Annotated in this window: 25 protein-coding genes and 1 tRNA gene; 15 read left to right on the top strand and 11 right to left on the bottom strand. The window is 57.4% G+C overall.

Features of this window, described 5'->3' with window-relative positions; all coding sequences use genetic code 11:
• Nucleotides 1-15 precede the first annotated feature (15 nt).
• Nucleotides 16-534: a hypothetical protein gene (locus ACR0K5_RS04750; RefSeq protein WP_480628561.1), complete on the top strand. Its 519-nt coding sequence runs from the start codon at nucleotides 16-18 to the stop codon at nucleotides 532-534.
• A gap of 36 nt (nucleotides 535-570) precedes the next feature.
• Here ACR0K5_RS04750 and ACR0K5_RS04755 read toward each other — a convergent pair whose 3' ends face one another.
• Nucleotides 571-750, bottom strand: a complete 180-nt coding sequence (locus ACR0K5_RS04755) for a hypothetical protein (protein WP_480628562.1) — start codon at nucleotides 748-750, stop codon at nucleotides 571-573.
• A 198-nt stretch (nucleotides 751-948) separates the two neighbouring features.
• Here ACR0K5_RS04755 and ACR0K5_RS04760 point away from each other — a divergent pair, with 198 nt between their 5' ends.
• Nucleotides 949-1,305, top strand: coding sequence for an H-NS histone family protein (locus ACR0K5_RS04760; RefSeq protein WP_480628563.1), 357 nt, complete (start codon nucleotides 949-951; stop codon nucleotides 1,303-1,305).
• 38 nt (nucleotides 1,306-1,343) lie between these two features.
• On the opposite strand, the gene ACR0K5_RS04765 is transcribed toward ACR0K5_RS04760, so the two are convergent.
• The 5 genes from ACR0K5_RS04765 to ACR0K5_RS04785 form a co-directional block, all read right to left on the bottom strand.
• The gene (locus ACR0K5_RS04765) at nucleotides 1,344-2,852 is read right to left on the bottom strand and encodes a Fic family protein (RefSeq protein ID WP_480628564.1); all 1,509 of its coding nucleotides are present in this window, start codon (nucleotides 2,850-2,852) and stop codon (nucleotides 1,344-1,346) included.
• Nucleotides 2,853-3,068: 216 nt separating this feature from the next.
• Nucleotides 3,069-3,275 carry a hypothetical protein gene (locus ACR0K5_RS04770; RefSeq protein ID WP_480628565.1) on the bottom strand — a complete coding sequence of 69 codons (207 nt, stop codon included), beginning with the start codon at nucleotides 3,273-3,275 and terminating at the stop codon, nucleotides 3,069-3,071.
• 12 nt (nucleotides 3,276-3,287) lie between these two features.
• Nucleotides 3,288-4,595 (bottom strand): relaxase/mobilization nuclease domain-containing protein, encoded by a 1,308-nt coding sequence (locus ACR0K5_RS04775; protein ID WP_480628566.1) that lies wholly within the window; start codon nucleotides 4,593-4,595, stop codon nucleotides 3,288-3,290.
• Nucleotides 4,592-4,999, bottom strand: coding sequence for a hypothetical protein (locus ACR0K5_RS04780; RefSeq protein WP_480628567.1), 408 nt, complete (start codon nucleotides 4,997-4,999; stop codon nucleotides 4,592-4,594). The genes ACR0K5_RS04775 and ACR0K5_RS04780 overlap by 4 nt, the downstream gene beginning before the upstream one ends.
• 450 nt (nucleotides 5,000-5,449) lie before the next feature.
• Nucleotides 5,450-6,400 (bottom strand): GlxA family transcriptional regulator, encoded by a 951-nt coding sequence (locus ACR0K5_RS04785; RefSeq protein ID WP_480628568.1) that lies wholly within the window; start codon nucleotides 6,398-6,400, stop codon nucleotides 5,450-5,452.
• Between the two features lie 168 nt (nucleotides 6,401-6,568).
• Here ACR0K5_RS04785 and ACR0K5_RS04790 point away from each other — a divergent pair, with 168 nt between their 5' ends.
• Genes ACR0K5_RS04790 through ACR0K5_RS04805 form a run of 4 tightly spaced genes read left to right on the top strand, consistent with a single transcriptional unit; the run spans nucleotide 6,569 to nucleotide 11,041 of the window.
• Nucleotides 6,569-7,279, top strand: a complete 711-nt coding sequence (locus ACR0K5_RS04790; protein WP_480628569.1) for a GntR family transcriptional regulator — start codon at nucleotides 6,569-6,571, stop codon at nucleotides 7,277-7,279.
• A gap of 7 nt (nucleotides 7,280-7,286) precedes the next feature.
• Nucleotides 7,287-8,204 (top strand): dihydrodipicolinate synthase family protein, encoded by a 918-nt coding sequence (locus ACR0K5_RS04795; protein WP_480628570.1) that lies wholly within the window; start codon nucleotides 7,287-7,289, stop codon nucleotides 8,202-8,204.
• A gap of 3 nt (nucleotides 8,205-8,207) precedes the next feature.
• Nucleotides 8,208-9,704, top strand: coding sequence for an aldehyde dehydrogenase (locus ACR0K5_RS04800; RefSeq protein WP_480628571.1), 1,497 nt, complete (start codon nucleotides 8,208-8,210; stop codon nucleotides 9,702-9,704).
• A complete protein-coding gene (locus tag ACR0K5_RS04805; RefSeq protein ID WP_480628572.1) occupies nucleotides 9,701-11,041 on the top strand; it encodes an NAD(P)/FAD-dependent oxidoreductase in 1,341 nt (446 codons plus the stop codon). The genes ACR0K5_RS04800 and ACR0K5_RS04805 overlap by 4 nt, the downstream gene beginning before the upstream one ends.
• 10 nt (nucleotides 11,042-11,051) lie before the next feature.
• On the opposite strand, the gene ACR0K5_RS04810 is transcribed toward ACR0K5_RS04805, so the two are convergent.
• The 4 genes from ACR0K5_RS04810 to ACR0K5_RS04825 form a co-directional block, all read right to left on the bottom strand.
• Nucleotides 11,052-11,786, bottom strand: a complete 735-nt coding sequence (locus ACR0K5_RS04810) for an SDR family NAD(P)-dependent oxidoreductase (protein ID WP_480628573.1) — start codon at nucleotides 11,784-11,786, stop codon at nucleotides 11,052-11,054.
• Entirely contained in the window at nucleotides 11,783-12,514 is a 732-nt protein-coding gene (locus ACR0K5_RS04815) for an SDR family NAD(P)-dependent oxidoreductase (protein WP_480628574.1), read from the bottom strand. The genes ACR0K5_RS04810 and ACR0K5_RS04815 overlap by 4 nt, the downstream gene beginning before the upstream one ends.
• A gap of 14 nt (nucleotides 12,515-12,528) precedes the next feature.
• On the bottom strand, nucleotides 12,529-13,632 hold the full coding sequence (locus ACR0K5_RS04820; RefSeq protein WP_480628575.1) for a mandelate racemase/muconate lactonizing enzyme family protein: 1,104 nt from the start codon (nucleotides 13,630-13,632) through the stop codon (nucleotides 12,529-12,531).
• Between the two features lie 71 nt (nucleotides 13,633-13,703).
• The gene (locus ACR0K5_RS04825; protein WP_480628576.1) at nucleotides 13,704-15,251 is read right to left on the bottom strand and encodes a trimethylamine methyltransferase family protein; all 1,548 of its coding nucleotides are present in this window, start codon (nucleotides 15,249-15,251) and stop codon (nucleotides 13,704-13,706) included.
• A 229-nt stretch (nucleotides 15,252-15,480) separates the two neighbouring features.
• Here ACR0K5_RS04825 and ACR0K5_RS04830 point away from each other — a divergent pair, with 229 nt between their 5' ends.
• From ACR0K5_RS04830 to ACR0K5_RS04840, 3 genes are all read left to right on the top strand, one after another.
• Nucleotides 15,481-16,953 carry a flavin-containing monooxygenase gene (locus ACR0K5_RS04830; protein ID WP_480628577.1) on the top strand — a complete coding sequence of 491 codons (1,473 nt, stop codon included), beginning with the start codon at nucleotides 15,481-15,483 and terminating at the stop codon, nucleotides 16,951-16,953.
• On the top strand, nucleotides 16,954-17,940 hold the full coding sequence (locus ACR0K5_RS04835) for an alpha/beta fold hydrolase (protein WP_480628578.1): 987 nt from the start codon (nucleotides 16,954-16,956) through the stop codon (nucleotides 17,938-17,940).
• Nucleotides 17,941-18,012: 72 nt separating this feature from the next.
• A tRNA-Met gene (locus tag ACR0K5_RS04840) sits at nucleotides 18,013-18,089 on the top strand.
• A 310-nt stretch (nucleotides 18,090-18,399) separates the two neighbouring features.
• Here the strand turns inward: ACR0K5_RS04840 and ACR0K5_RS04845 are convergent.
• Nucleotides 18,400-18,957: a ZrgA family zinc uptake protein gene (locus ACR0K5_RS04845; RefSeq protein WP_480628579.1), complete on the bottom strand. Its 558-nt coding sequence runs from the start codon at nucleotides 18,955-18,957 to the stop codon at nucleotides 18,400-18,402.
• 248 nt (nucleotides 18,958-19,205) lie between these two features.
• Here ACR0K5_RS04845 and ACR0K5_RS04850 point away from each other — a divergent pair, with 248 nt between their 5' ends.
• The 6 genes from ACR0K5_RS04850 to ACR0K5_RS04875 all read left to right on the top strand — a co-directional run bounded on the left by ACR0K5_RS04850 (nucleotide 19,206) and on the right by ACR0K5_RS04875 (nucleotide 24,900).
• A complete protein-coding gene (locus ACR0K5_RS04850; RefSeq protein WP_480628580.1) occupies nucleotides 19,206-20,477 on the top strand; it encodes an imelysin family protein in 1,272 nt (423 codons plus the stop codon).
• A 146-nt stretch (nucleotides 20,478-20,623) separates the two neighbouring features.
• Nucleotides 20,624-20,857, top strand: a complete 234-nt coding sequence (locus tag ACR0K5_RS04855; RefSeq protein ID WP_480628757.1) for a (2Fe-2S)-binding protein — start codon at nucleotides 20,624-20,626, stop codon at nucleotides 20,855-20,857.
• The gene (gene bfr, locus ACR0K5_RS04860; RefSeq protein ID WP_480628581.1) at nucleotides 20,805-21,290 is read left to right on the top strand and encodes a bacterioferritin; all 486 of its coding nucleotides are present in this window, start codon (nucleotides 20,805-20,807) and stop codon (nucleotides 21,288-21,290) included. Before ACR0K5_RS04855 ends, bfr begins: the two co-directional genes overlap by 53 nt.
• Nucleotides 21,250-22,797 (top strand): di-heme oxidoreductase family protein, encoded by a 1,548-nt coding sequence (locus ACR0K5_RS04865; RefSeq protein WP_480628582.1) that lies wholly within the window; start codon nucleotides 21,250-21,252, stop codon nucleotides 22,795-22,797. The genes bfr and ACR0K5_RS04865 overlap by 41 nt, the downstream gene beginning before the upstream one ends.
• Before the next feature lie 3 nt (nucleotides 22,798-22,800).
• Nucleotides 22,801-23,811 carry an imelysin family protein gene (locus ACR0K5_RS04870; protein ID WP_480628583.1) on the top strand — a complete coding sequence of 337 codons (1,011 nt, stop codon included), beginning with the start codon at nucleotides 22,801-22,803 and terminating at the stop codon, nucleotides 23,809-23,811.
• Nucleotides 23,812-23,814: 3 nt separating this feature from the next.
• Nucleotides 23,815-24,900: a DUF1513 domain-containing protein gene (locus ACR0K5_RS04875; RefSeq protein ID WP_480628584.1), complete on the top strand. Its 1,086-nt coding sequence runs from the start codon at nucleotides 23,815-23,817 to the stop codon at nucleotides 24,898-24,900.
• Nucleotides 24,901-24,944: the final 44 nt, after the last annotated feature.

Below are 24,944 nucleotides of genomic sequence, written 5' to 3' on the forward strand. Positions count from 1 at the left end.
GCCACGGAGGTAGCTGTGGAACTTGAGAGATTGACACTTCCGCAGTTGTTCCGACTGCTTAAGATCAAAGACTGGCTTTTTGTGGTTGGAATCGGAGCAGGTATTTACACATTAGGTGCCGCATCGGCTGTTTGGTTCCCGGAAACTAATTCGGACGCTGCTGAAGAAAAATCGGAAGATAGCATAAAACTTCAAAACCAAGTGGTACAACTAGAAGCGGATTTGCAGGCTGCGAAGAAAAAACTCGAAGTAGCCAATGAACAACAAGCCGCTCTTGCGGAAACAGCAAAAACACAAAAAGCACTTGTTACTTCCGATTCCAAACGCTTGTCTTGCATAAAAGTTGTTTTGCCTACCTTGATATCACGGCTCGATGACGCAAATGAACATGTGGAATTGGCAGCGGGCACGTTTGCCAATCATACTTTGCGCGCAACAATGATCACCAATTGGAAATCTAGTATGCTTCCGGGAATAAAAGAGCAGATCAAACTAATCGACGACTATACCGAAGCACACCGAAGCGACTGCTGAGAAGAAGCGACAGGCCAATTTCCCAAACGCACTGAGTTAGAAACTTGGCTTCCGCACCGCCAATTCAGCCTGCACGGTTTCCTGCGTTGCCAGGGCATTGCGGCGTTCCGCGCTATCGGCATCCGATGCAGCCAATGCATTGAAGGTTTCCCGAAGCAGGCTACGCAGTTGATCATCGCTGAGTTTTGCCGCTTCAAATCGTGTGGTGAGTTTCATGTTATCCTCCTTTGGATCAAGGAGGCCCCGACCTTCAGGGCCTTTCGGCCCGTCACCCGCATCATCCCCGGCTCATGAAGGCGCTGATAGTGGGCGGTTGAACTTGATTGAAAGCTGGAAGGTGCGAAACTCACGCGGTTTGATGCATCAAATCGGCGATGGAATGGAGAAAGCTTGCTCTGAAAACTGTTTTCTGCTTTGTCGCGTCAGGACAAAGATAAGGGGAATGAAATGTCGATAGACATTAGCGGCCTGAACGCTGCTGAATTGAAAGAACTGGCGGCGAAAATCGAAAAACGTGCTGTGGAAGTGGAAAAAGAAACGCTGCAAACGGCGCTGAAAGAAATGCGCGCTGTAGCCGATAAATTGGGAGTGGCCTTTGAAGACGTGATTGCGCTGCATAGCGGCAAGGGCAAGAAAACAGCCAGCAAAGCTGCCCCGAAATACGCCAACCCTGACAATCCATCCCAGACATGGACCGGGCGTGGCCGCAAACCCGCATGGGTGAAAGAGGCGCTGGAGGCCGGAAAATCAATAGACGATCTGACGATTTAAGAGCTGGCTACTAGCCAATTTGGTTATCGTCAGACTGATTATTCTCCCTCATCGAAGGCATCTTCTACGATTTCTTCAATGAGGGTGATTTCTGCATCAGTCAGTTTGTCGAATGGATCGCGGTTACGCCGTTTGCGAGGCAAAGCGCCGCCATTTTGCCGAATGAACATGATCAGGTTTTCGGCTATGCGATCCGGCATCTCGACCGCATTCATGATATTGCGCATCGCCTCATCATGACGTTTGAGGTAATCGATTTCGCCCGGCAGGTCTTTTTCTATGGTGCGCAACACGCACTCATACAGAAATTCCGCTTCTGCCGTGCAATCAAAGAAACGGTATAAATCTGCTGTTTCGTTGGTGACTTCGACATTGCCATTTGGCAAGGCATGCCACTCAATAAAATCCATGAGTGGTGATGAGTGACTTTGCAGGACATCCCGGTAATCATCAATCCGGTCGAGCATCACTGTCGATACGGGGAAGACCATGCCCGCCGGGGTATAACCGCGCTCAGCCAGCACATGATGAATAAGGCAACGATGCAGACGCCCATTCCCGTCAGCAAGCGGGTGAATGTAAACGAAGCCGAAAGCGATGCAGGCGGCCTGCAACACCGGATCAACATCGTCAGCATCTGATATCCGAAGCCTGTTGTTGCAGTTGTTAAGCGCTGTCATCAACTCCGGCACGTCCTGAGCGCGCGCGCCAATGAACTCCGGCATGGGTTCATTGTGATGATCCCGTTCACCCAGAAATACACCGTCTTCGCGGTAGCCTACCGGAGTAAAGCGATCATCGTTGCCAATGAGAATACCATGCAGTCGGTAAATCTCGGTCTGGTTAAGAGGCCGTTTTCCCGCTTCCAAAATGGCGCGCGCCCAACGCTCAAGCCGATTGATTGGCGGGCGCTCTCCTTCAATTTCGAAACTCGCCCGGCTATCGGCCAGCAACATGAAACTCGCTGCCCTTGCGATGACCTGCGCTCCGGTCTTTCCGATGATATCCTGCGCTTGTTGCGCCAAGTTGGAGTCCACCAGCTTTTGTAGCTTTTCGGTGCGCCTAATTATCGGGCAAAGCTCCCCTGTACCCAGCATATTATCCCGGACACGGTGGCGCTGCGAAAAACGAACCTTTCCAGTGAAATACAGTTTGGGGTCCAGAGCATCGACGGCTGTGACCTTAGGTGCATCTTCCAGTTCAAGCGTCTTCCCCGTCAAAATTTCGTAGAAAAACCATATACGGCGTGCATTCGCGCCCGTTGGTGTGGCTGCAACGATATCCTCAATGGCCTGCGCAGGAACAGCATCGAAAACGCGCTTCAACACCAGCAAGTCGATATCTTCATGCCGAAGCGCAAAATTCAGATGCCCCTCCAGCGTGGCGTCAGGCAGATAGCGTTTGTCAAATACGTCCCAATGCACCTCGACCCGCTTGTTCCCACGGACATGCTTACCTGAAATGCATGATAGTTTACGGACAGGCGCAGCGATCCCCAGATGATGTACGAGCGCTGCCCAGCCTGCCAATGTAACGTCATCGGGCACGGGCTCATTTTGAAAAAAATCTGGTCTGGCTGCTACAATCTGCATTGTCGAAAATCTTTCACTTAAGTCGAAAAATACCGCACCAACGAGAGGAAAGCGGAAAATCAATGTACCATGGCTGATGTCGAAATTCAATCACAGGCGTCGAAAAATGACCCAAGCACTAAGCCAATGTCGAAAATCGCCTCTTCGTAACCGTTTCCACGAGTGAGGGCATCAACAAGGCGTGTTGTCATCCGGGCAGTTATGCCTCTGACGCGGCTTGTATTCCGGCACCAGTACATCGGGTTTGCTGCGGTTGGCATGAGCCAGCCGAATGGCAAGACGCAGCGTATCCTCAGCAGCCAGTTTGAAATGGCGGCTTAGCTCGTCAAGTTGTCGTGCGTGGTGGTCGTCCAGATTTAGCATGAGTGTGTGTCTCATGGCTTTCTCCTTTCACTGGTTAGGGTTAAAATCATTGCCCCGATCCCGGCTGGTAGTGTCGTGTTGGCGGTCGCGTTTTTTGGTCTTTTGCTGAGCAGTCTCAGGCACACGGCCAAGTTTCATCGCTTGCGCAACATCCCGATTCAGTTCCTGTAATCTTTGCTGCTGCTTTTCTCGGGCGAGCTTGATCTGACGCTGCAACACCCGGCGTTCGGCTAGTTGTTTACGGATCACATCCTGCTTTTCATTCCGGTCACGGGTTTTTGCGCGGGCAATTTCAGCTTCGTTTTGGTGGCGGATTTTCCGGTTTTTGCCCGTTACCCAGCCCCACAAGCCGCGAATACCTCTGGGCGTCTGCTCAGCCCGTACCTTTTCTTCTCGAAGCCAGCGCTCTTCCTGCTGGCGCTTGAGATCACTGCGCAATTTACGATGGCGTTGTACCATCTGTTCCCGCTGGAACTGCGCCGCGAGATTTGCCTTAAGGGCTTTTTGCTCTTCGTCCTTCGCCCAGGCTTGCAGCTTGGGTGTCAGACGCGCGCCAATATGGGCTTTGGCCTCATCCGTGGAGAGCAACTCCTTTGGATCACCAAGGCGGGATTTCAGGTCTTTGGTCTTTACGCCTGTCATCCTGCTGAGCGAATAGACCTCACCCCGCCAGTCCACGGCGACAAAACCACGCCGATCCCCGCGGGCAAGCCAAAACCCTTTGTCTTGTAGCGCCGCCTCAAAAGACTGAGCGTTATCAGAACCGTTCCAGCATTCGCGGATCAGAGATTTCGTTATCTTAGGGGCTTGCTTCGTGCGTTTTGCCTGCTGCCACTCTTCCAAGGTAAAGCGCAGAGGGTCGCGGTTTTGCTTATCACGAAAGCCCTCCGGCAACGGCCAGCCATGTTCCAGATACAGTTCCCGCGAGACATCATTCAGGCGGTTCTTGTAGTACGGCAATTCTATCGCTTTCATCCGCTCGCCATCAATGCGCGACCAGACACAATGCGCATGTCTGCGACCTTCCTTTTCATGGAAGACAATGGCACGGGGTTGGTTCTCCAGGCCAAGCCGGACTTCGATCTGGCCAATCGCAGATTCAAAGGCCTCAATCGGGACATCTTCATTTTCCGGTGGGTTGAGGCTCAGGGAAAAGAACGGTTTCGTGCAGCGCGTTCCGCGTGTCACGGCCTCACTTTCCTGCATCGCGCCATGCAGATCATCAGCCACAAATCCGCGCAGATCATGCAATTCAACATGTTCATTGTCGCGGGCATTCATCAAATGCCGTGCCAATTCTTTGCCCGAGCCGCGTATGTTGCCTATCAGGATCATGGGCCACTCTCCGATCCCAACGCGCGCAATAATTCGCCCCGCATCGCTGCAATAGCGGCACAGGCGTCTTTCAGTTCGGCTTCGATTTCAGGATGAACAGGCAGGGTGCCAGTATTAACGGCGCGTGCAAGCTGATTGAGATTGCTGGATAGGCGGGAAGCGCCCAAAGATGCCAGAATGCGCCCCAGAGCCTCGTGATCGGCAACGGGGTTGGTATTGCGGCGGCGCACTTTGGTCAGATCACCGCCAAACAGGACAGCCTTGATGTAAGCTCCCAGAGGCAAACCATTGGCGGCTTCCTCCAACTGGGCGCGTTCTTCAAAGGTCAGGCGCAGTGAAAACGGCGCTTCCCGCTTCTTTGCAGCCTTAGCACTGGCGTTAAATTCATGGCGCGATTTCGTCATCATCGCACCTCAGATCGTTACGATCCAAAGATGCGAGATGGGCTTCCCATTCCTCTAGAACCTCAAAGAGAGAGTTCAAACTTTCTCTCTCTAGGCGCACCATTCCATACATTGCAGAAACCAAACGTGATCCAAACGGCCGGTGGTCGAGTCTTTGGCCGTTGATGTTTTTTGGTCGTTACCATTTTTCTCGCAAAAACAGACGTCTCGAATTGAGGCAAAGATTAACGAATAAGGGCACAAGAAACTCATGTATGACAAGTTCTCGTAAAACTTATGCCAATATCCATATCTATTGGTACATCATCCTGCCGATCTGTTGACTAGTCCGGTTTTAATGAGGGGGTATCTCGGCAGGGTTAGGGGGATGACCGTTCAGGCCTGCTTTGGGTCGATAGCGAACGGCATCCCCTGCCGTATCGGGCTCGGCAAGTCCACCATCAGGCAATGTCAGTCTATCTTGTTGCGCTGCGCGTGCGGGGTGACACCAAAGCTTGACCGATAGACGCGTGAAAAATGGCCCGGGTTTTCAAAACCACAGGCCACGGCGACTTCGGTGACGGACGCTTCGGTCTGCAGCAACAGTTTCTGAGCGCGCTCCAGCCGCATTTCCATGAAGTACTTCTTCGGCGACGTGTTCAGATATTTTCCGAACAACCGCTCAAGCTGTCGTGTTGAAATACCAAGCTCTTCTGCGATGAAGGAGGGGGAAATCGGGGTTTCGATACTGTCCTGCATAATGGTAATCGCCTTGGCGAGGTGCGCATTGCGCATTCCATTGCGTGATTGCAGGGAAACGCGCTGTTTTGCCGTGGCATTGCGCACGGCGTTATAGACCATCTGATCGGCCACATCGATGGCCAGTTCCTCGCCGTGGTCGCGTTCGATCAGGTGCAGCATCAGATCCGCCGTCGCGGTACCGCCAGATGCGGTAATGTGCTTTTCATCAGCCACAAATACGCTGCGCACCAGATTGACCTGGGGAAAGGCTTCCATGAACGCGTCGTGATATTCCCAGTGAATCGCCGCCTCCATCCCGTCGAGAAAACCGGCCTTGGCCAACACCCACGCCCCAGAGCACAGGGCTCCGATTGGCGTGCCACGCGCACGTTCGCGGCGCAGGGTAGCAAGCAGGGGTCGGGTGACGTGGTCGCGCATGTGAATGCCCGACAGAACAAAAAGCTGATCGCTTTTGGTCAAGCCGTCCAGCCCGGAATGCACAAGTGTAATGGATCCGTTGGAGCACACAGCCTGTTCGCCGTGTTCGGACACAAAGGACCAGCTGTACAGCTCTTCGCCGCTCACAAGGTTGGCGATCCGCAACGGTTCGACCGCACAGGAAAAGGCGAGGTGCGAGAACTCCTCGATCAGGATGAATGAGATGTGCCGCATCTGGGGCATGAGCAGTACCGTTTCCAAGCTGGGACGATGCCCCAAAAGTGAGTCTATTTCGCAGGCGCTTATGCTGCACGAATTTTTTATGTATACAAGTTGTATTTTCTTAGAATACTAAACTGTGACCGCACACGATTCGAACGCGGCCACCGAAAGAAATGATGAGGCCAAAGTATGAAAGACGAAGCCAAGTCACGCAAAAGCGCGTTAAGAGAGTATCTGAAAGTGTCTATCCTGACGCTGCGCTTGCGCCCGGGTACCGATCTGGATGAGGCGCATCTGTCGGATGAATTCGGCCTGTCGCGCACGCCGCTGCGCGAGGTGTTTCGTCAACTGGCTGGCGAAGGTTACCTGGACCTGCGAACAAACCGCAGCGCCCGCGTGTCGGAAATGTCCTACACCACTCTGCGCGATTTCTTTCTCGCCGCGCCCATGGTGTATGGCGCGATCCTGCGTCTGGCAGCAATGAACGCAACGAACGCGCAGATCGATAACTTGAAAGAGGCGCAGCAGGCGTTCAAAGCTGCACTGCGATCCGGGTCCGGCGAGGACCGTGCCTTGGCAAACAACCGCTTTCATGACGTGACCGGCGAGATGTCCGGCAATGTTTACCTTCTGCCTTCGTTCAACCGGCTGCTGATCGATCACGCACGGATCGGCATGACATTCTACCGTCCGCAAACCGGTGAAATGTCGGAAAACCTGTCGCTGGCCAGCCAGCAGCATGACGCGATCATCGCAGCCATCGAGGCGCGCGATGAGGCTGAGGCAGCCAAGCTAGCCGAGGACCACTGGAACCTGTCACGCGATCAAATTGAAATGTTCGTAATGCCTGACGCGCTGGATGTCCCGATGGGCGTCCCGCCCCTTTCGAAACCTGCATGAGGACGGAATGAACCCGATTTTCAAATTTGAGGGGATCTATACCCCTGTGGTCACGCCCTATCACGACGATGGCAGCGTGAATTGGGACGCTTTGTCCGACGTGATCGAATACCTGATCGAGAATGGCGTGCATGGCCTGATCTCGGGTGGCTCGACCGGCGAGAACTATGCCCAGACCGTCGAAGAACGGCTGAAACTAGCCAGATTCACGCATGAGCAGTTGAAGGGCCGGTTGCCATTAGTGGTTGGCACAGGCGCGATGCTGACGCCGGATTCTATTGCGCTGGCGACCGGAGCGCGTGAGATCGGCGCAGATGCAATCCTGCTGGCCAGTCCGCCATATTCAGTGCCAACCGACCGCGAAAACGCGTTGAACGCGCTGGCCATCGACAAGGCCGCCGATCTGCCGGTAATGCTGTACAACTACCCGCACCGCACCGGCACGATGATGGGTGAAGAATTTTTGGACCGTGTGGGCCGCAGCCGGAATTTCTGCGGCATCAAGGAAAGCTCGGGCGATATCAACCGGGTGCACCTGCTGGCGCGGGACTATCCACATATCCAGCTGGGCTGCGGCATGGATGATCAGGCGCTGGAGTTCTTCGCCTGGGGCGCTCCCTTCTGGGTCTGCGGCGGATCGAACTTCCTGCCTGCGGAACACGTGGCGCTGTATCAGGCCTGCGTGATCGAAGGGAACTTTGCCAAAGGTCGCCGGATCATGTCGGCGATGATGCCGCTGATGCGGGTGTTGGAACAGGGCGGAAAGTTCATCCAGACGATCAAGCATGGCGTGACCATGAACGGGATTGATGCGGGCGCGATGCGGCCTCCGCTGAAGGGTCTCAACAAGGACGACAAACGCGCGCTGGAACAGGTGACGCGCGTGTTGAAGAAAACAATCGCTGACATCGTGGCGGAGGGCTAAGGCATGGAACTGCTGACACAGGACGAATACAAATCCATCGCCGCAGGCCTGACCCTGCCAACCGGAGCCTTCATTGATGGCGCTTTCCGCCCAGCGATCTCGGGTGAAACCTTTGAGACTGTGAACCCGGCCACAGGCGACAAGCTGGCCGATATCGCGGCCTGCGGCGCAGCGGATGTGGATTTTGCCGTCGAAAAGGCGCGTGAGGCGTTTGACGATGGCCGCTGGTCGAGACTGCACCCGTCCGAACGCAAGGATGTGCTGATCCGGCTGTGCAAACTGATGACCCGTAACGCGCGCGAACTGGCGGTGATGGAGAGTATCGACAGCGGTAAGACCATCTACGACTGCGAAACCGTGGACGTGCCCGAGACCATCCACTGCCTGAAATGGCACGCTGAAGCGATCGACAAGATCTATGATCAGGTCTCGCCCGCCAGTGACGATCACATCGCCATGGTGGTGCGCGAGCCGATTGGCGTTGTCGGGTTGGTGCTGCCGTGGAACTTCCCACTGCTGATGCTGGCCTGGAAGATCGGTCCGGCTCTGGCGGCAGGCTGTTCGGTGGTGGTGAAACCGGCGGCTGAAACCACGCTGACCGCACTTCGCATGGCCGAACTGGCGATGGAGGCCGGTCTGCCGCGCGGTGTTCTGAACATCGTCCCCGGTGGCGGCGCAGAGGTCGGCGAACCCATCGGGCGACATATGGATATCGACATGGTGTCCTTCACAGGCTCGACCGTCACCGGCAAGCGGTTCCTGACCTATTCCGCCGAAAGCAACGCAAAAGAGGTGGTGCTTGAGATGGGTGGCAAGAACCCGGCCATCGTGATGGACGACGCCGAAAATATTGACCGCGTGGCCGCGCATGTGGTGAACGGCGCTTTCTGGAACATGGGCGAGAATTGCTCGGCCTCATCCCGCCTGATCGTGCACAAGAAAGTGAAGGTGGAACTGCTGGAACGCATCGCGCATCACGCCAAGGAATGGAACATCGGCGACCCGCTGGACCCGGAAACCCGCATGGGCGCGTTGGTCAGCGAAGGGCACTACACCAAGGTCTGTGGCTATCTGGATCAGGCCGAGAACGTGGTGATCGGCGGCAAGGCGGACAAAGGCTTTGTCGAGGCCACTGTGGTCGAAGTGCCCGGCAACGACTCGACCTTGGCGCGCGAGGAAATCTTCGGCCCGGTCCTGTCGGTGATCGAAGTGTCGGGCTTTGACGAAGCCATCAAGATCGCCAATGACACCGACTATGGCCTCTGCGCCTCGATCTTTACGGCCAACGCCAAACGCGCCATTCGGGGTGCGCGGGCCATTCGGGCGGGCACCGTGACGGTCAACAGTTTTGGTGAGGGTGACATCACTACGCCATTTGGTGGCTACAAGCAATCAGGCTTTGGCGGACGCGACAACTCGGTTCACGCGCATGACCAGTACACCCAGTTGAAAACCATCTGGATCGATCTTGCCGATGACGCGGACGAGGCCGTCGATTGACACGGTTCGAGGCCAAAAGACTGCCCCGGCAGACGGGCCCGGCGGGATGGAATGCCATCCTGCCGCCCCAAACGCCTCTGCCGGTGCTTGAAAAGGACCTGACCGCCGACATCACCATTGTCGGTGGCGGGTTCGCCGGGCTCAGCACGGCGCGGCGGCTGCATCAACTGGACCCGTCGCTGAAAATTGTTCTGCTGGAAGCGGGCCGATTTGCCGATGGCTCGGCCGGGCGGAATTCCGGGTTCATGATCGACCTGCCGCATGATCTGGCTTCGGACAACTACGCGGGCGACGCGTTGGAGGCAGATCGTGCTGCCATTGCCCTGAACCGCAAGGCCATCGCTTTTGCAACCCAGGTGGCCGCCGACTGCGAGCTGCCGCAAGAAATGTTCGACCCCTGCGGCAAGTACAACGCGGCTGCTACAAAAGCGGGTGATAAGCACAATCACAAGTTTGCCGAGCATCTGACCAAATTGGGCGAGCCACATACGCTCTATGACCAGCAGCAGATGCAAGAGATCACGGGCAGCCCACATTACACCTCGGGTCTTTATGCGCCGGGGACGGTGATGGTGCAGCCTGCGGCTTATGTGCGGGCGTTGTCGGGTCAACTGGCTGGCCAAATCAACGTATTCGAAAACTCGCCAGTCACCAGCTTTGAAAAGCAGGGATCAGGCTGGATGGTCGAAACTGCCAAGGCCAAGGTCAGTACCGGACGGATCATTCTGGCCAACAACGGCCATCTCGAAAGCTTTGGGTTCTACCAACGACAATTGATGCATATCTGCCTTTACGCCTCGATCTCGGCCCCACTGACCGAGGCACAGATCAAGACATTGGGCGGGCAATCGCGCTGGTCTGTGACCCCGGCGGACCCGATGGGCACATCGGTCCGGCGCATTTCCGGAAGCTATGGCGATCGCATTCTGATCCGTACCGGGTCCAGCTTTCACCCGACGATCGAAACCAGCCCGATGCGGCTGCGCAATGCAGGCTGGGTGCATGACCGCAAGTACCGGGAACGCTTCCCGCATCTGCCAGACGTGAAGATAGAGCACCGCTGGGCGGGGATGCTTTGCCTCAGCCGAAATGGATCCGCTGCTTTTGGTGAGCTTGAGGACGGTGTGTTCTCGGCCTGCTGTCAGAATGGCCTGGGCATTGCCCGAGGTACTCTGCAAGGCATGGGCATCGCAGAATTGGTAATGCAGGGCGGATCAGAGATTGCCGATCATTTTTTGGCACAACCAGACCTTCCGCGCTTGCCGCCCGAGCCGTTCGCCTCGCTTGGGGCGAACAGCTACCTGATCTGGAAAGAATGGCGATCCGGCAAGGAATGACGCGTGGGCGTCAGGGCAAGCTGAGTTTGGCCATACGTCCACCGTCCACCGTATAGACCTGCCCGGTGATAAAGCACGCATCCTCCGACGCCAGAAACGCCACGAGGGCGGCAACCTCTTCGGGCCGCCCCGTACGCGCGGCAGGGTGGATTTTGGCAATGCCGCGACGGAATGCAGCGGGGTCGGGCATGGATTCGATGAAATCCTCGTTCAGTTCGGTATCGATCCATCCCGGCGCAACAGCATTGCAGCGAATACCTTCACCCCCGTGATCCACAGCAACTGCGCGGGTCAGGCCATGCAACCCTGCCTTGGACGCGCAATAAGCTGCATGACCTGGGTTGCTGCCCAACCCTTCGATAGATCCGGTATTGACGATGTTGCCCTTGGTCTGACGCAGATGCGGCAGCGCGGCCTTGATCATCAGGAATGGGGCGGTCAGGTTGACTGTCAGATTGCGGTGCCAATCCTCAAGGCTCATCTCCTCGACCGAGGCTTCCTGCATCATGCCGGCGTTGTTGACCAACACGTCCAGACGCCCGGATTTCGCGATCACTTCGCTGACCACCTGCGGGGGGCTGTTGGGATCGGTGAAATCCACGGTAATTCCATGAAATACGCTGTCTTCACCACGTTGCGCGGTAAAGACATGTGCGCCTTCGTCCTGCAACCGGCGGGCGATGGCCTGACCGATGCCGCTGCGCCCGCCGGTGACCAGCGCTACCTTTCCATCGAACCGTTTCATGAAACGGGTTTCCCTCCGTTGACTTCAACCAGCGTGCCGCAAACATATCGCGACGCGTCCGAAACAAGGAACATGATGACGTCGGCGATGTCTTCCGGCTCGGCAATCCGCCCCAGCGGTACGGTCTGACCCAGTTCGGCCACGGCTGTATCCGGGTCAAAGCCCCGCTTTTCAAAACCCGAGCGCAGCATCGGGGTATTCACCTCGTTCGGACAAACGGCGTTGATGCGGATGCCCTGATGGGCGTGATCCATGCCCATGCATTGGGTCAGGGACGCGATGGCCGCTTTGGTCATGCAGTAGACTGCGTGATTTAGGCCAGGGCGCAGACCCCAACAGGATGCAGTGTTGACGATGGCCCCGCCCCCTGCTTCGGCCATAATCGGAATTGCGGCCCGGCAGATGCGAAACGGGGCTTCGACGTTGACGCCCAATGACAAAGACCAATCCGCATCAGACGTATCCGTGACAGATCCGCGCGTGATGACACCGGCATTATTGATCACGATGTCGAGCCCGCCCAGCGCCGATGCCGCGGTCTGAGGTAAGCGATCAGAATAGATGGGATCAAGTAAATCGCCGGGCAGATACGCCTCAGCCTCAATGCCATCGACCTGCCGGTCTGCGACGGCGACCCGCGCCCCGGCTTCACGCAAGCGTTGAACGATTGATGCCCCGATGCCACCGGCTGCACCAGTTACCAGAGCCGATTTTCCATTCAAATTCATGAGATCATCCACAATCAGAAAGACGCAACGGGCGCGCGGAATAGGCCTTCATCAGGAACCACGCCCAGCCCCGGCCCGGTTGGCAGCGCGATATGCCCGGCCTCGACCCGGATGCCGTTTTCGGGATCGTAGTTGCCTTCGATATATGGCGCAGCCAGCCAGACGCCTTCCAGCAGGTCGGGCCGAACGGTTGCACCGATATGGGTGCATGCAGCGGCGATGATGTCCCCGCCCCAGCTGTCATCGCAGGTATGGGGCAGGTTGCGCGCCTCGCAGATGTCGCGGAAGGCGCGCATCGGATGCAGGCCGCCGATGCGGGTGACCTTCATGCCGAACCCGTCGACCAGACCGGTGCCCGCAGCCGAGATCACGGTGTTCAGGCTGGTGCTGTTTTCATCCATATAGATGCCATGCGTGACCTGAGGCCGGATCTTCCTGAGATCTTCGATTGTGTTGCAGGGCTGTTCCATGATGAAGGGGATTTCGGGGCATTCGCGGCTGACCCGCAGGGCGTCTCGTGTAGTCCAGCCCCGGTTGCCGTCGACGGCCAGGCGCATACCCGATCCCTTGACCACGTCCCAAACCTTTCGAATGGTTTCGATGTCGATCTCGACCGGGCGGCCTCCGACCTTGATTTGCAGACGCGGGTAGCCTTCGGCCATTTTCTCGGCAGCCAGTTTCGCGATGTCGTCGGGTGCACCGACGCCTGTGGCATAATAGGACGGCACCTTGCCCGAAACCGCTCCGCCCAGTAAATCGGAAACCGGAACGCCCAAATGTTTACCAAGCAGGTCGTGCACCGCAATGTCGATGGCGGCCTTGGCATAACCATGACCGTTCAACAGCCCATCCATCCGGCGATGCAGGATCAGGGGCAGCGCTTCAACCCCGATCAGGCCGGGGGCCATTTCGACAAGAGCGGCGCGGGCACCTGTCGCGTGCGCCTCGGCATAGGTCGGGCCAACCGGGCAAGTCTCACCCCAGCCAACCAGACCGTTGTCCGCCACGACTTTGACCAGCGTAGTATCCAGCGCCCAAACCTCCGCATTGGCCATAGTGTAGGGCCCATTTTTGACTGGCAGGTCGTGGCTGTAGATGTGCAGTTCGGCGATCTTCATCTTGTTTTATCTGTCCTGAACGAAAAAAGGACCCACCCGGGATACGGGTGGGCCAGTACGGGGAGTGTATATCAGTATGTCTGGTTCAACTCATCTGCTGCCGGTATTTCCCTCTCGCGGCGGGCGATATAATCCAGAAGCGCTTCGTTCCTGGCTTCGTCCAGCTTCGGCTCTTCATATTCGGCCAACAGCTTCTTGGCGTGTTTCAGCGCGCGTTCGGTAATTTCAACTTCACCTTCCGCCACCCATTGCTCGATTGAGTTGTTGTCGAACAATTCCGGCATGAAGAACGCGGTCTGGAAATTGTCCTGCGTATGCGGATGGCCCAGATAATGGCCGCCAGGGCCTACATCCGGAACCGCGGCCAAAGCCTGATCGAAATCATGCCATTTCGGCCCTTCAGCCATGCGGTAAGCCATCGCGCATTGTTCCGCGTCTACGACGAACTTGGCGACCGAGCAGTGCATGCCCGCTTCGTTCCAGCCTGCCGAATGCCAGATATAGTTGGCCCCGGCGTGGATCACCGCGCTGAGCGTCGTGGCAGATTCGTAGCCTGCCTGCGCATCAAAGGTCTTGGCCCCGCCCAGCGTGTTCGAGGTACGCCATGGCACGTCGTAATACCGCGCCATCTGACCGATCATGAAGTTCATCAGGCTGATCTCGGGCGTGCCCGCCATGGGTGCCCCGGATTTCATCGACACGGTCGACAGGTAATGGCCCCAGATCGCCGGGCACCCCTTGCGGATCACCTGCGTATAGGCCAGCGCCGAAAGCGCCTCGGCAGTCAGCTGCGCCACGGTCGCGGGCACCGATGCAGGCGTGTTCGCGCCACCCAGAACGAAAGGTGAGCACAGAACCGGCTGATTGCGGCGGCAGAAGGCGCGCATCGCCCCCAGCATGGTTTCGTCCCAGACCAGCGGGCTGTTGCCGTTGCAGTTGCCGGTGGTGACGGGATGCTCATCGATGAAACCTTCACCGAACAGGATATCGCACATATCCATCACGTCCTCGGCGTTCTTGGGCGAGGTGGTCATGCCCATGAAGGTCTTGTCCGAGTATTTCATCGACGAATAGGTGATGCGCAGGTGCCGCTGGCTGATCGGGTGATCGTAGGGCTCGACGATATGGTGGGCCGAACTGTGCAGCGCGGGCATCATGTGCGACAGCTTGTGGAACATCGCCAGATCATCAAGCGTCGGGTTCCGGCGCACATCGTCCAGATCGCGCAGGAAGGGCGCGCCGGTCATCGGCACAAAGATCGAGTGTTTGCCGCCCAGTGCAAGGTTCTTTTGTGGATCGCGCGCGTGATAAGTAAACTGAGCCGGGATAGTTGAGATCAGTTCGCGCACCATGTGGCGATCCAGATAGACCAGCTCTCCGTCAACCTTGGCTCCGGCTTTCTTCCAGTCTTCCAGCGCGATGGGGTCTCGGAACTGGACGCCAACATTTTCCAGAATGTCCATTGCCGCGCCGTCAATGCGTTCGACCTGGCTTCCGTCCATGACTTCGCAAACCGGAATACCTCGGGTCAGACCCGGCAGCATGGCAAAGTTCGGAGCGGTACGTTTGGCGCGGCGGGCAGAGCGTCCGCCGGAACGCGCGGCAGTGCGAATAGTCAAAGGGTTATCCTCCAATTTTGATTCAAACTGACGGATTCGCAGCGCAACCACCTCTCTGATTGCGATATGTGCTTGCAGGAAGCGACACGGTTTACGCCAGTGCATTTTTCCTGCCATTCTGCGTGAAAAGACGTCCGGTCATGTTTCTCTGTGTGACTTAGTTCACAGCCAAGCCAGAGCATACATCTGCAACAGGTAAACGTATGGTTGTATCAGGAGACGCGCATACATGCACCACAAGACAGAAATGCTGATCGTCGGCGCCGGGTTTTCAGGCCTGACGATGGCGCTTGAGGCGCGCAAACGCGGCGTCAACGATATCACGATTCTGGAAAAAGCCGATGATATCGGAGGGACGTGGCGGGAAAACACCTATCCCGGTGTCGCTTGTGATGTGCCGTCGCATCTCTATTCCATGGCAACCCACCTTAATCCGCATTGGAGCCGTGCGTATGCCGGTGGCGCCGAAATTCAGGCTTATCTGCAAAATGTCGCGCGTCAGGAAGGTCTGTATGATCTGTGTCACTTTGGGCAGGAACTGAAATCGGCCAGATGGGATGGCACCCACTGGCAGGTTGAAACCATGGATGGCCAGCTCTGGTCGGCACGGTTTCTGGTCTCTGCCATTGGTGCGCTGCATCATCCCAGCGTTCCAGATATCCCCGGCGCAGACAGTTTTTCCGGCCCTTGTTTCCATTCTGCCGAATGGGATCATGATGTCGATCTGACTGGGAAAATCGTGGCTGTCGTAGGTACCGGGGCTTCGGCCGTGCAGTTTGTACCCGAGATCGCCAAGGTTGCAGGTCATGTCACGATCTTTCAGCGCAGCGCGCCTTACGTCATGCCGCGCCCGGACGGTCCGATTGCGTCCTGGGTGCGCAATCTGTATGCCCGCTTTTCCATTTTGCCTCGCATTCGGCGAAAGCTGGTTTTCATGATCTTCGAATTTCGTCACCGTGTGTTTCGCGGTGAGGAACGCGCGGTGAATTTTGCCTTAGGAATGTGGCGGAAGGCACTGGAGCGTGCCATTACCGATCCGGAAGAACGTCAGATTCTGACCCCCGGCTACCGGATCGGCTGCAAACGCATCCTAAGCTCGAATGATTGGTACCCGACCCTGGCCCGCGACAATGTCAGCGTCGTACCACACGGTGTCACCCGAATTGACGCTGACACAATCACCGCAGCAGATGGCACCGAAATTCAGGCGGATGCCCTGATCTGGGGCACGGGATTTCACGTCACCGATGTGGTCGAGCGGTTGGACATTACCGGTTCTGATGGGTTGACGCTGCGCTCTGCCTGGTCGGACGGCATGTGCGCGCATCTGGGCACCGCGATTGCGGGCTTTCCCAATTTCTTCCTCCTTTTGGGTCCGCATACCGGGCTGGGGCATAACTCGGTCGTGCTGATGATCGAGGCTCAGGTCGGACATATCGGCCGGGTTCTGAGCGAGATGCAGCGCAAAGGTCTGTCTGCGATCACTCCGGACGCAATCAAACAGGCGGCGTTCACGCAGGAAATGCAGAACCGCCACGCAGACAGCGTATGGCAGGAAGGGGGCTGCACATCGTGGTACATAGATGCGGAAGGGCGGAACACGACCCTTTGGCCCGGCACTGTTGCCGAGTTCCAGAAACGCATGGCACAATCAGGGCTGGAGCAGTACAGGCCCGCCGCCCATGGCAATGGAGAGAATTGAATGACAACCGTTCTGATCGTGATCGCCGTCCTTGTCGCCTTCCTGATTGTCATGAACCTGTGGACCCGGAAAATAATGCGCCAGGGGCTTGAGACCGTGCCGCAACTGGGTCAGATCACACCCGTTCGCGGCGGCAGCATCCACTACGTGGAAAAGGGCAACCCCGAGGCGCAGACCATTGTCATGATCCACGGTCTGGCCGGGCAATTGCAGCATTTCACCTATGCGCTGGTAGATCTTCTGGCCGAAGACTACCACGTTATCGCACTGGACCGTCCGGGATGCGGGTATTCAACACGCGATGCCGCCGAGTTGGCGCAATTGCCGCATCAGGCTGGCATGATCGCCGAGTTTCTGGATACCAAAGGCGTGGATCGGGCCGTGTTGGTCGGGCACTCGCTGGGGGGCGCAGTATCACTGGCAATGGCGCTAGACCATCCCGCCCGGGTCGCCGGTCTGGCGCTGCTGGCACCGCTGACGCACAAATTGCCGGAAACCCCGGCGATCTTCAAACCGCTCGAGATCCGGACCGAATGGTTGCGCAGTCTGATCGGCAACACGCTTGCCGTACCTCTGGCGTCGAAAACCGCGCCGCACACGCTGGGCGCAGCGTTTGCCCCAGAAACCCCGCCTGATGACTTTCTGGATCGGGCAGGCGGTGCGCTTGGCCTGCGGCCTTCCGCCTTTATTACAGCGTCTCAGGACATTGCCGGTGTCGACGCGAGCATAAACGCACAGGTCGCACGCTATCCGGACCTGACCGTACCCGGAGGCATTTTGTATGGCCGTCAGGACGCAATACTGTCCCCGTTGCTGCATGGGCCGACAATGACTGATTTTGGACTGAGCTATGAAGAACTGGGCGAATTCGGTCATATGATTCCGATCACAGAACCCGAAACCTGCGCCGCCTTCATTCACAGGATGGCGGAAGCTACGACATCCCCTCAGGCGCCCTTGCAGGACATGCCATCTGAGCGCGTGTGAAAGAATTCTTCGGGTTGGATGATTTCCCTCTTGACCCTCCCCGGCCCCTCGCTTAAATCGCCTCTCACTCAAGGCGGAGTAGCTCAGTTGGTTAGAGCAGCGGAATCATAATCCGCGTGTCGGGGGTTCAAGTCCCTCCTCCGCTACCAAAATCCCACCCAGAAAACCGCGTGTTAACCAATGGCCTAATCCAAGCCAAACCATCACCCGATTCAAGCTGGCAAGGTATTATGGCATGCCAAAATCGCCAAAATTCTGGGTTGTCTCGCACGTAGGAGTGGACGTGAGCGGATACAGATGGTCAACGATTGTAATCGGCCCAGCCAGTACCAGTGTCAGCGAGATTGTGTTTTCAAAGAATTTTTTTGTGGACCGTCGTCCAGACAAGGGCTTCGCCACCTAAGTTCCTTAGTTACGCCTTGAAAGTTGACGCGTGGATTGGCCTGCAAAAACAAGCATCTATCGGATTTGCGCCAAATCCAGACTGGGCTTGGCGCGGGTGATTTCGTGGGTGCTGGACGCCTCGTCCGAACCAACACGAAGGTTCAGCTTCTTTGTACCGCTGAACCTCCCGAAATATGCGAACTCGATCGTGTTTAACGCGTCCATATCCTGACATTGAATAACGTAATCTGCCTGAAATTCCGAGTGTTCGCCATCCGCGGATGAGGTGGCCCCTTCGCCCGCCTTGTCCTGATGCGCCGAAATCTCATGCGTCAGGATCACATGTGCAGCAGCGGTAAAGCACACGGCCTCAGGTGGAACGACAAACAGTTCCAGAGGCTTGGATAGCTCGGATATCGCGATGGCGACACTCGTACGCTCGTCATCATTCGCAACCGGGGTTTCGAACCCGATTATGTCCATGCTTGGAACCCTGAGTGACAGCGAAAATTCCGTGTCCGTGAACACGATATCCAATTGGCCAGACCCGTGTTGATGGGAAGATGTGATTTGCGTTGCTTGGGCAGCAAGTACCGCAGGAAAGAGGGACAAGGCCAGAACATAGCACTTCATTAACCAACAACCGCCTTTAACAGAATCACAACACCGATTTTAACGCGAATCACCCGCCACGCAACGTTAACCCTTGGGTCGGACCCCGCCAGAAATGGGGAGGGTCATGAGGTTTTACACCTCCAACTTATTTCCGACAATAAAACTCAGGTTGACATTGCTGACTAATTCACTCAGTTAATTCCTCGCGAAACCTGCGGGGTATTCCCGCGTGATCTGACAGTTCTGACAGGAAAGCACCGACTCCTATGACCAAGCTATTTATCACTGCCAGCGCCCTGACGTTCTGCGCGGCAACCGCCGCGATCTCAGGTGATGCCCCGGCCAAAGCAGATGTACTGAACACCTATGCCAATATTGCCGAAGCCAAGTTTGATGACAGCCTGATTGCAGCCAGGTCCCTGCAGGATGCGGTCAACGCGCTGATCGCCGATCCGTCGGACGCTACGCTGAATGCGGCACGCGCGGCGTGGGTTGCTGCGCGCGTCCCCTATCAGCAAACTGAAGTTTATCGCTTCGGCAATGCCATCGTTGATGATTGGGAAGGCAAGGTGAACGCCTGGCCATTGGACGAAGGTTTGATCGACTATGTTGACCCGGCCTATGGCGGCGCGACCGACGAGAACGAGTTCGCCGTGCTGAACGTTATCGCCAACCCGAGCTTCCAATTGTCGGGTGAGACCATTGATGCTGGCGAAATCACCCCTGAACTGCTGAGCGAGACGTTGCACGAAGCCGACGGTATCGAGGCCAACGTTGCAACCGGCTATCACGCTATCGAGTTCCTGCTGTGGGGCCAGGACATGAATGGCCATGGCACCGGTGCAGGCAACCGACCAGCCACCGACTATGCGCAGGGCGAAGACTGCACCGGCGGACACTGCGACCGTCGTGCCCAGTATCTGAGCGCCGCAACCGAACTGCTGATCAGCGATCTGGCCTGGATGGCGGATCAGTGGAAAGAAGGCGGTGCGGCCCGCGCAACCTTGATGGAGAACGAAGCAGCAGGTGTCAGCGCGATCCTGACCGGCATGGGCTCGCTGTCATATGGCGAACAGGCCGGTGAACGGATGCGTCTGGGTCTGATGCTGAATGATCCCGAGGAAGAGCATGATTGCTTCTCGGACAACACCCACAACAGCCATTACTATGATGGTCTGGGTATCCAGAACGTTTATCTGGGCAGCTATACCCGCATTGATGGCACCCCTGTTTCGGGCGCATCTCTGGCCGATCTGGTCATCGCAGCCGATCCGGCGCTGGATTTAGAGATGAAAGCGAAACTGGCGGCCACAATGCAGGCACTGGGCAAGATCAAATCGACTGCCGAGGCGGGCTTTGCCTATGACCAGATGCTGGAACGCGGCAACGAAGGCGGCGAAGCCCTGATCATGGGCGGCGTAAACGGGTTGGTCGATCAGACCAAGACCATCGAACGCATCGTAACTGCGCTGGAGCTGGACGGGATCGAATTCGAAGGATCGGACAGCCTGGATGACCCCAGCGCGGTATTCCAGTAACCACCGAGCGGGCCGGAAGGTACATCCCCCGGCCCATTCAAACCCTCCTGGTTGCCCGCCGAGGCGCAGAAAATGAGTCAGCATCAATGATTGTCTGCCACTGCACCAACATATCCGATCACGATATCCGCGCGGCCATCGACTGGATGCGCACGGCGGATTCGCAGACCATCATCACCCCCGGTAAAATCTACCATGCGCTCGGGAAGTCGGCGGATTGCGGCGGGTGCATGCCGCTTTTCCTAGACACAATGAGGGCAAGCAGTAATCTGGAAGTACCGATGCAGCTCCGCGCCTTACGCGCCGGAGCATCACAGGAGAAAACAGATGAAGGGCGATCCAAAGGTCATCGAATATCTAAACAAATCTCTGCGGCATGAACTGACGGCTGTCAGCCAGTACTGGCTGCACTACCGATTGCAGGAAGACTGGGGACTTGGCCATATGGCCCAGAAAAGCCGCGAGGAAAGCATCGAAGAGATGGGGCACGCGGACAAGCTGATCGAACGGATCATCTTTTTGGAAGGCCACCCCAACCTTCAGAAACTGGACCCGCTGCGGATCGGACAGACGCCCAAGGAAACGCTGGAATGCGACCTGGCCGCTGAAGTCGACGCAAGGGCTCTTTACAAGGAAGCGCGCGAATATTGTCGAGACGCCGGCGACTATGTCTCTATGTCGCTGTTCGAGCAGTTGATGTCCGATGAAGAGGGGCATATCGACTTCCTCGAAACGCAGCTCGACCTGTACGAAAGGATCGGCGAAGCCAATTATGCGCAACTCAACGCATCGAAAATGGACGAAGGCGAGTAGCCTTCTTACTCTGTCGGTGGTCGCCCTTGCGGCCACCCCTTCCCTGTCAGCCGAGCTGCAGGATCTGCATCTGAATATCACCCCCCGCACCGATGATGAACGCGCCCGCATTGCTGCTGTCACTGCGCCGCCGCAGGACTACAGCGTGCCGCAGCCGTTTGAAGACTTGTCTGCCGGGGCTGCGACGGTCCGGGTTCGCAACGATGCGGACGCGTTTTCGCAACCCTCAGGCAATCTGAGCTTCGAGCAGGAACTGGATTTCAGGGTCGGAAACGGGCTATTCAAGAAAATCTGGGTCTCGTCGCCAGCATCCACGTTGGCCTCTGACGGACTGGGACCGCTTTATAACGCGCGGTCCTGCCAGCGCTGTCACGTCAAGGATGGGCGCGGGCACACACCAAACGGCCCCGATGACAACTCGGTTTCGATGTTCCTGCGGGTTTCCATCCCCGGCACACCGGAAGATGGCTATGCCGAGATAGAAGATTACATCGCCACCCTGCCCGAACCCAACTATGGCGGGCAGATGCAGGATTTTGCGCTGGCGGGGCATCCGGCAGAGTACCGGCTGGATATCTCGTACGAAGAAATCCCGATTGAGCTATCTGACGGAGAGGCCGCATCGCTGCGGCGCCCGACATACCGGGCGGATGAACTGGGATATGGCCCACTGCACCCGGATGCGATGCTGAGCCCGCGGGTCGCGCCTCAGATGATCGGGCTTGGCCTGTTGGAAGCGATCCCGGTCGAAGATCTGCTGGCCAGGGCGGACCCGGATGATGTGGATGGGGACGGCATCTCGGGCCGCCCGAACATCGTCTGGTCTCTTGAATATGGCGCGTCGATGATGGGCCGGTTTGGGTACAAGGCGGGTATGCCGACGATCATGGAGCAATCAGCCGCCGCCTTCGCGGGGGACATCGGGATTTCCAGCCCGCTCTACCCGGCGCCACAGGGGGACTGCACGGATTTGCAGGTGAACTGCGTTGAAGCCCCGCATGGCGACAATGACGTGCGCGAATTTGAGATCGATCAGCAGGGCATGGATCTGGTTGACTTTTACAGCCGCAATCTGGGTGTACCCGGCCGTCGCGACGTGGACGATCCCGACGTGCTGCGCGGGAAAGAGGTGTTTCACACGACCGGCTGCGCATCGTGCCACACTCCGGCCTATGTCACTCACCGTATGGAAGATCGCCCCGAGCACAGTTTTCAGCTGATCTGGCCCTATACCGACCTGCTGCTGCATGACATGGGCGAGGGTCTGGCTGATCATCGCCCCGAGGCCCGCGCGACGGGCCGGGAATGGCGCACACCGCCGCTGTGGGGCGTTGGTCTGACGGAACGTGTCTCGGGCCACACTCAGTTTCTGCACGATGGTCGGGCACGAAACCTGCTTGAGGCGATCCTGTGGCATGGAGGTGAAGCTCAGGCCGCGCGTGATACAGTTGTGTCGATGCCAAAAGCCGACCGAGACGCCCTGATCCAATTTCTGGAGAGCCTCTGACCCATGCGTATTCTCACCCTTGTTGCAGCTTTGATATTGCCGTTTGCCGCGCAGGCTCAGGATCGCGCCCCGATCCTGATGGACGTAACTGAGACGCATATCCTGCCCCGGTTCGGCAATCTGCCGGAAACGACCGGTGCTCTGGTCAGTGCATCGCTGGTGGATTGCGAACCGACCTCGCCAGCGCTGCGCGCGGCTTATGATGCTGCCTTCGACAGCTGGGTTTCGGCCAGCCACCTACGGTTCGGTCCGACCGAGGTCGAGGACCGCGCCTTTGCCATGGCATTCTGGCCCGATACGAAAGGGTTCACCTCCAAGGCACTTTCGCAGCACATCGCGATCGAGGATGACGCTGTGCAAAGCCCGGAGGCCTATGCCGAGACATCCATAGCGGGGCGAGGGTTCTTTGCGCTCGAAAGAATGTTGTACGATCCCGTTTTTGCCGAACCGGGCAATGCGGAATACCGCTGCGCGCTGATCAAGGCGATCACGTCGGATATTGATGCCAACGCCCGGGCGATGGCCGAGGACTGGCAAAGCTATGCCCCGAACCTGACCCGCCCTGGAGAGGACAGCCGCTACCGGACACAGGACGAAGCGATGCAGGAATTGTTCAAGGCTTTGTCCACGGGCCTTGAGTTCACAGCCGACACACGACTGGGCCGGCCATTGGGCACGTTCGACCGCCCGCGTCCGAACCGGGCTGAAGCGCGACGGTCAGAGCGGTCTTTGCGTCATGTGGAATTGTCGTTGGTAGCCCTGCGTGACCTCGCGGCGCGATTGTCCTTTGATCATCCTGAAACTGCCGCCGACCTGGATGCCGCCTTTGCGCGCGCCATCGAGAATGCCCAATCCATTGACGACCCAGCGCTGGCCGGAGTTGCAGACCCACAAGCCCGGTTCCGCATTGAGGCCCTGCAACAGTCCATCCACGATATTCGCGCCATTGCTTCAACAGAACTTGGTCCGACATTGGGCATCAGCGCGGGCTTCAATTCGCTGGACGGGGACTAAACCATGACATCGCGCCGTCAATTTCTGGCCGGTCTGGCCGCAACCACCCTCTCCCCGATCCGCAGCTGGGCTTCGGTCGGGGCGCCTGATTTTCTGGCGGCAGGGCTGTTTCCGGATGGCTCGTACCGACTGGCCGGACTGGATGCACAGGGAACGATCCTCTTTTCTGTGCCCCTTCCCGCGCGTGGGCATGCGGCGGCGGCACATCCGTTCAAAGCACAGGCTGTCGCCTTTGCGCGCCGTCCGGGCACCTTTGCCGTCGTGATTGATTGCGGGACGGGTTCACCGATTGCACAACTGGAGGCTCCGAAAGGTCGCCATTTCTTTGGCCATGGCGTTTTCTCAGCAGATGGCAAGTATTTCTTTGCCACTGAAAACGATTACGAAGCCGGAGAAGGTATCATTGGTGTCTGGGACGCCGAGACCTTTGCCCGGCTGGGCGAATTCCCGTCCGGAGGAGTGGGTCCCCATGATATGCGTCTGATGCCGGACGGGAAAACGCTTGTGATTGCCAATGGCGGGATCGAAACCCATCCCGAGACCGGGCGTACAAAGCTGAACCTGCCGACGATGGAGCCCAATCTGACGTATCTCACCCTGTCCGGCGCGGTGCAGGAGCAGATGTCACTGTCGCACAGGCTCCATAAGAACTCGATCCGCCATCTGGCGGTACATCCGGACGGGTTGGTGGGCTTCGCGATGCAGTGGCAGGGCAGCAAAGCCGAGCACCCGCCCCTTTTGGGCCTTCACCGCCGGGGGGAAAACCCGCGTCTATTGTCAGCACCTGAGCAGGATCAGAGCACACTGCAGGGCTATGCGGGCAGCATTGCGTTCTCGGCGGACGGTGCAACCATTGCCATCACCTGCCCACGTGGCAACGCGCTGCATCGGTTCGACATTGCCAGCAGCGCGTTTAAGGATGCGTTTGAGTTGCAGGACGTCTGCGGGCTTGGTTCCGGCGCAGACGGTTTGGTTTTCACCACAGGAACCGGAGTGTTCGGAGCGTTGACCACTGCCAACCCTGTGATCCAGACCCGCGCAAAGTGTCAATGGGACAATCACCTGATCCCAATCCGCCGCCCTGCGTAAAACTCGGTTTTCGCTGTCACATAGTTTACACTTGGAAGAATCGA

Source organism: Ruegeria sp. AB9 (assembly GCF_056542585.1).

Coding starts and splice junctions, on each gene's coding strand:
- ACR0K5_RS04755 (WP_480628562.1), bottom strand. CDS start 750: ATGAAACTCACCACACGATTTGAAGCGGCAAAACTCAGCGATGATCAA.
- ACR0K5_RS04770 (WP_480628565.1), bottom strand. CDS start 3,275: ATGAGACACACACTCATGCTAAATCTGGACGACCACCACGCACGACAA.
- ACR0K5_RS04775 (WP_480628566.1), bottom strand. CDS start 4,595: ATGATCCTGATAGGCAACATACGCGGCTCGGGCAAAGAATTGGCACGG.
- ACR0K5_RS04780 (WP_480628567.1), bottom strand. CDS start 4,999: ATGACGAAATCGCGCCATGAATTTAACGCCAGTGCTAAGGCTGCAAAG.
- ACR0K5_RS04785 (WP_480628568.1), bottom strand. CDS start 6,400: ATGCCCCAGATGCGGCACATCTCATTCATCCTGATCGAGGAGTTCTCG.
- ACR0K5_RS04790 (WP_480628569.1), top strand. CDS start 6,569: ATGAAAGACGAAGCCAAGTCACGCAAAAGCGCGTTAAGAGAGTATCTG.
- ACR0K5_RS04795 (WP_480628570.1), top strand. CDS start 7,287: ATGAACCCGATTTTCAAATTTGAGGGGATCTATACCCCTGTGGTCACG.
- ACR0K5_RS04800 (WP_480628571.1), top strand. CDS start 8,208: ATGGAACTGCTGACACAGGACGAATACAAATCCATCGCCGCAGGCCTG.
- ACR0K5_RS04810 (WP_480628573.1), bottom strand. CDS start 11,786: ATGAAACGGTTCGATGGAAAGGTAGCGCTGGTCACCGGCGGGCGCAGC.
- ACR0K5_RS04815 (WP_480628574.1), bottom strand. CDS start 12,514: ATGAATTTGAATGGAAAATCGGCTCTGGTAACTGGTGCAGCCGGTGGC.
- ACR0K5_RS04820 (WP_480628575.1), bottom strand. CDS start 13,632: ATGAAGATCGCCGAACTGCACATCTACAGCCACGACCTGCCAGTCAAA.
- ACR0K5_RS04830 (WP_480628577.1), top strand. CDS start 15,481: ATGCACCACAAGACAGAAATGCTGATCGTCGGCGCCGGGTTTTCAGGC.
- ACR0K5_RS04835 (WP_480628578.1), top strand. CDS start 16,954: ATGACAACCGTTCTGATCGTGATCGCCGTCCTTGTCGCCTTCCTGATT.
- ACR0K5_RS04845 (WP_480628579.1), bottom strand. CDS start 18,957: ATGAAGTGCTATGTTCTGGCCTTGTCCCTCTTTCCTGCGGTACTTGCT.
- ACR0K5_RS04850 (WP_480628580.1), top strand. CDS start 19,206: ATGACCAAGCTATTTATCACTGCCAGCGCCCTGACGTTCTGCGCGGCA.
- ACR0K5_RS04855 (WP_480628757.1), top strand. CDS start 20,624: ATGCGCACGGCGGATTCGCAGACCATCATCACCCCCGGTAAAATCTAC.
- bfr (WP_480628581.1), top strand. CDS start 20,805: ATGAAGGGCGATCCAAAGGTCATCGAATATCTAAACAAATCTCTGCGG.
- ACR0K5_RS04865 (WP_480628582.1), top strand. CDS start 21,250: ATGCGCAACTCAACGCATCGAAAATGGACGAAGGCGAGTAGCCTTCTT.
- ACR0K5_RS04870 (WP_480628583.1), top strand. CDS start 22,801: ATGCGTATTCTCACCCTTGTTGCAGCTTTGATATTGCCGTTTGCCGCG.
- ACR0K5_RS04875 (WP_480628584.1), top strand. CDS start 23,815: ATGACATCGCGCCGTCAATTTCTGGCCGGTCTGGCCGCAACCACCCTC.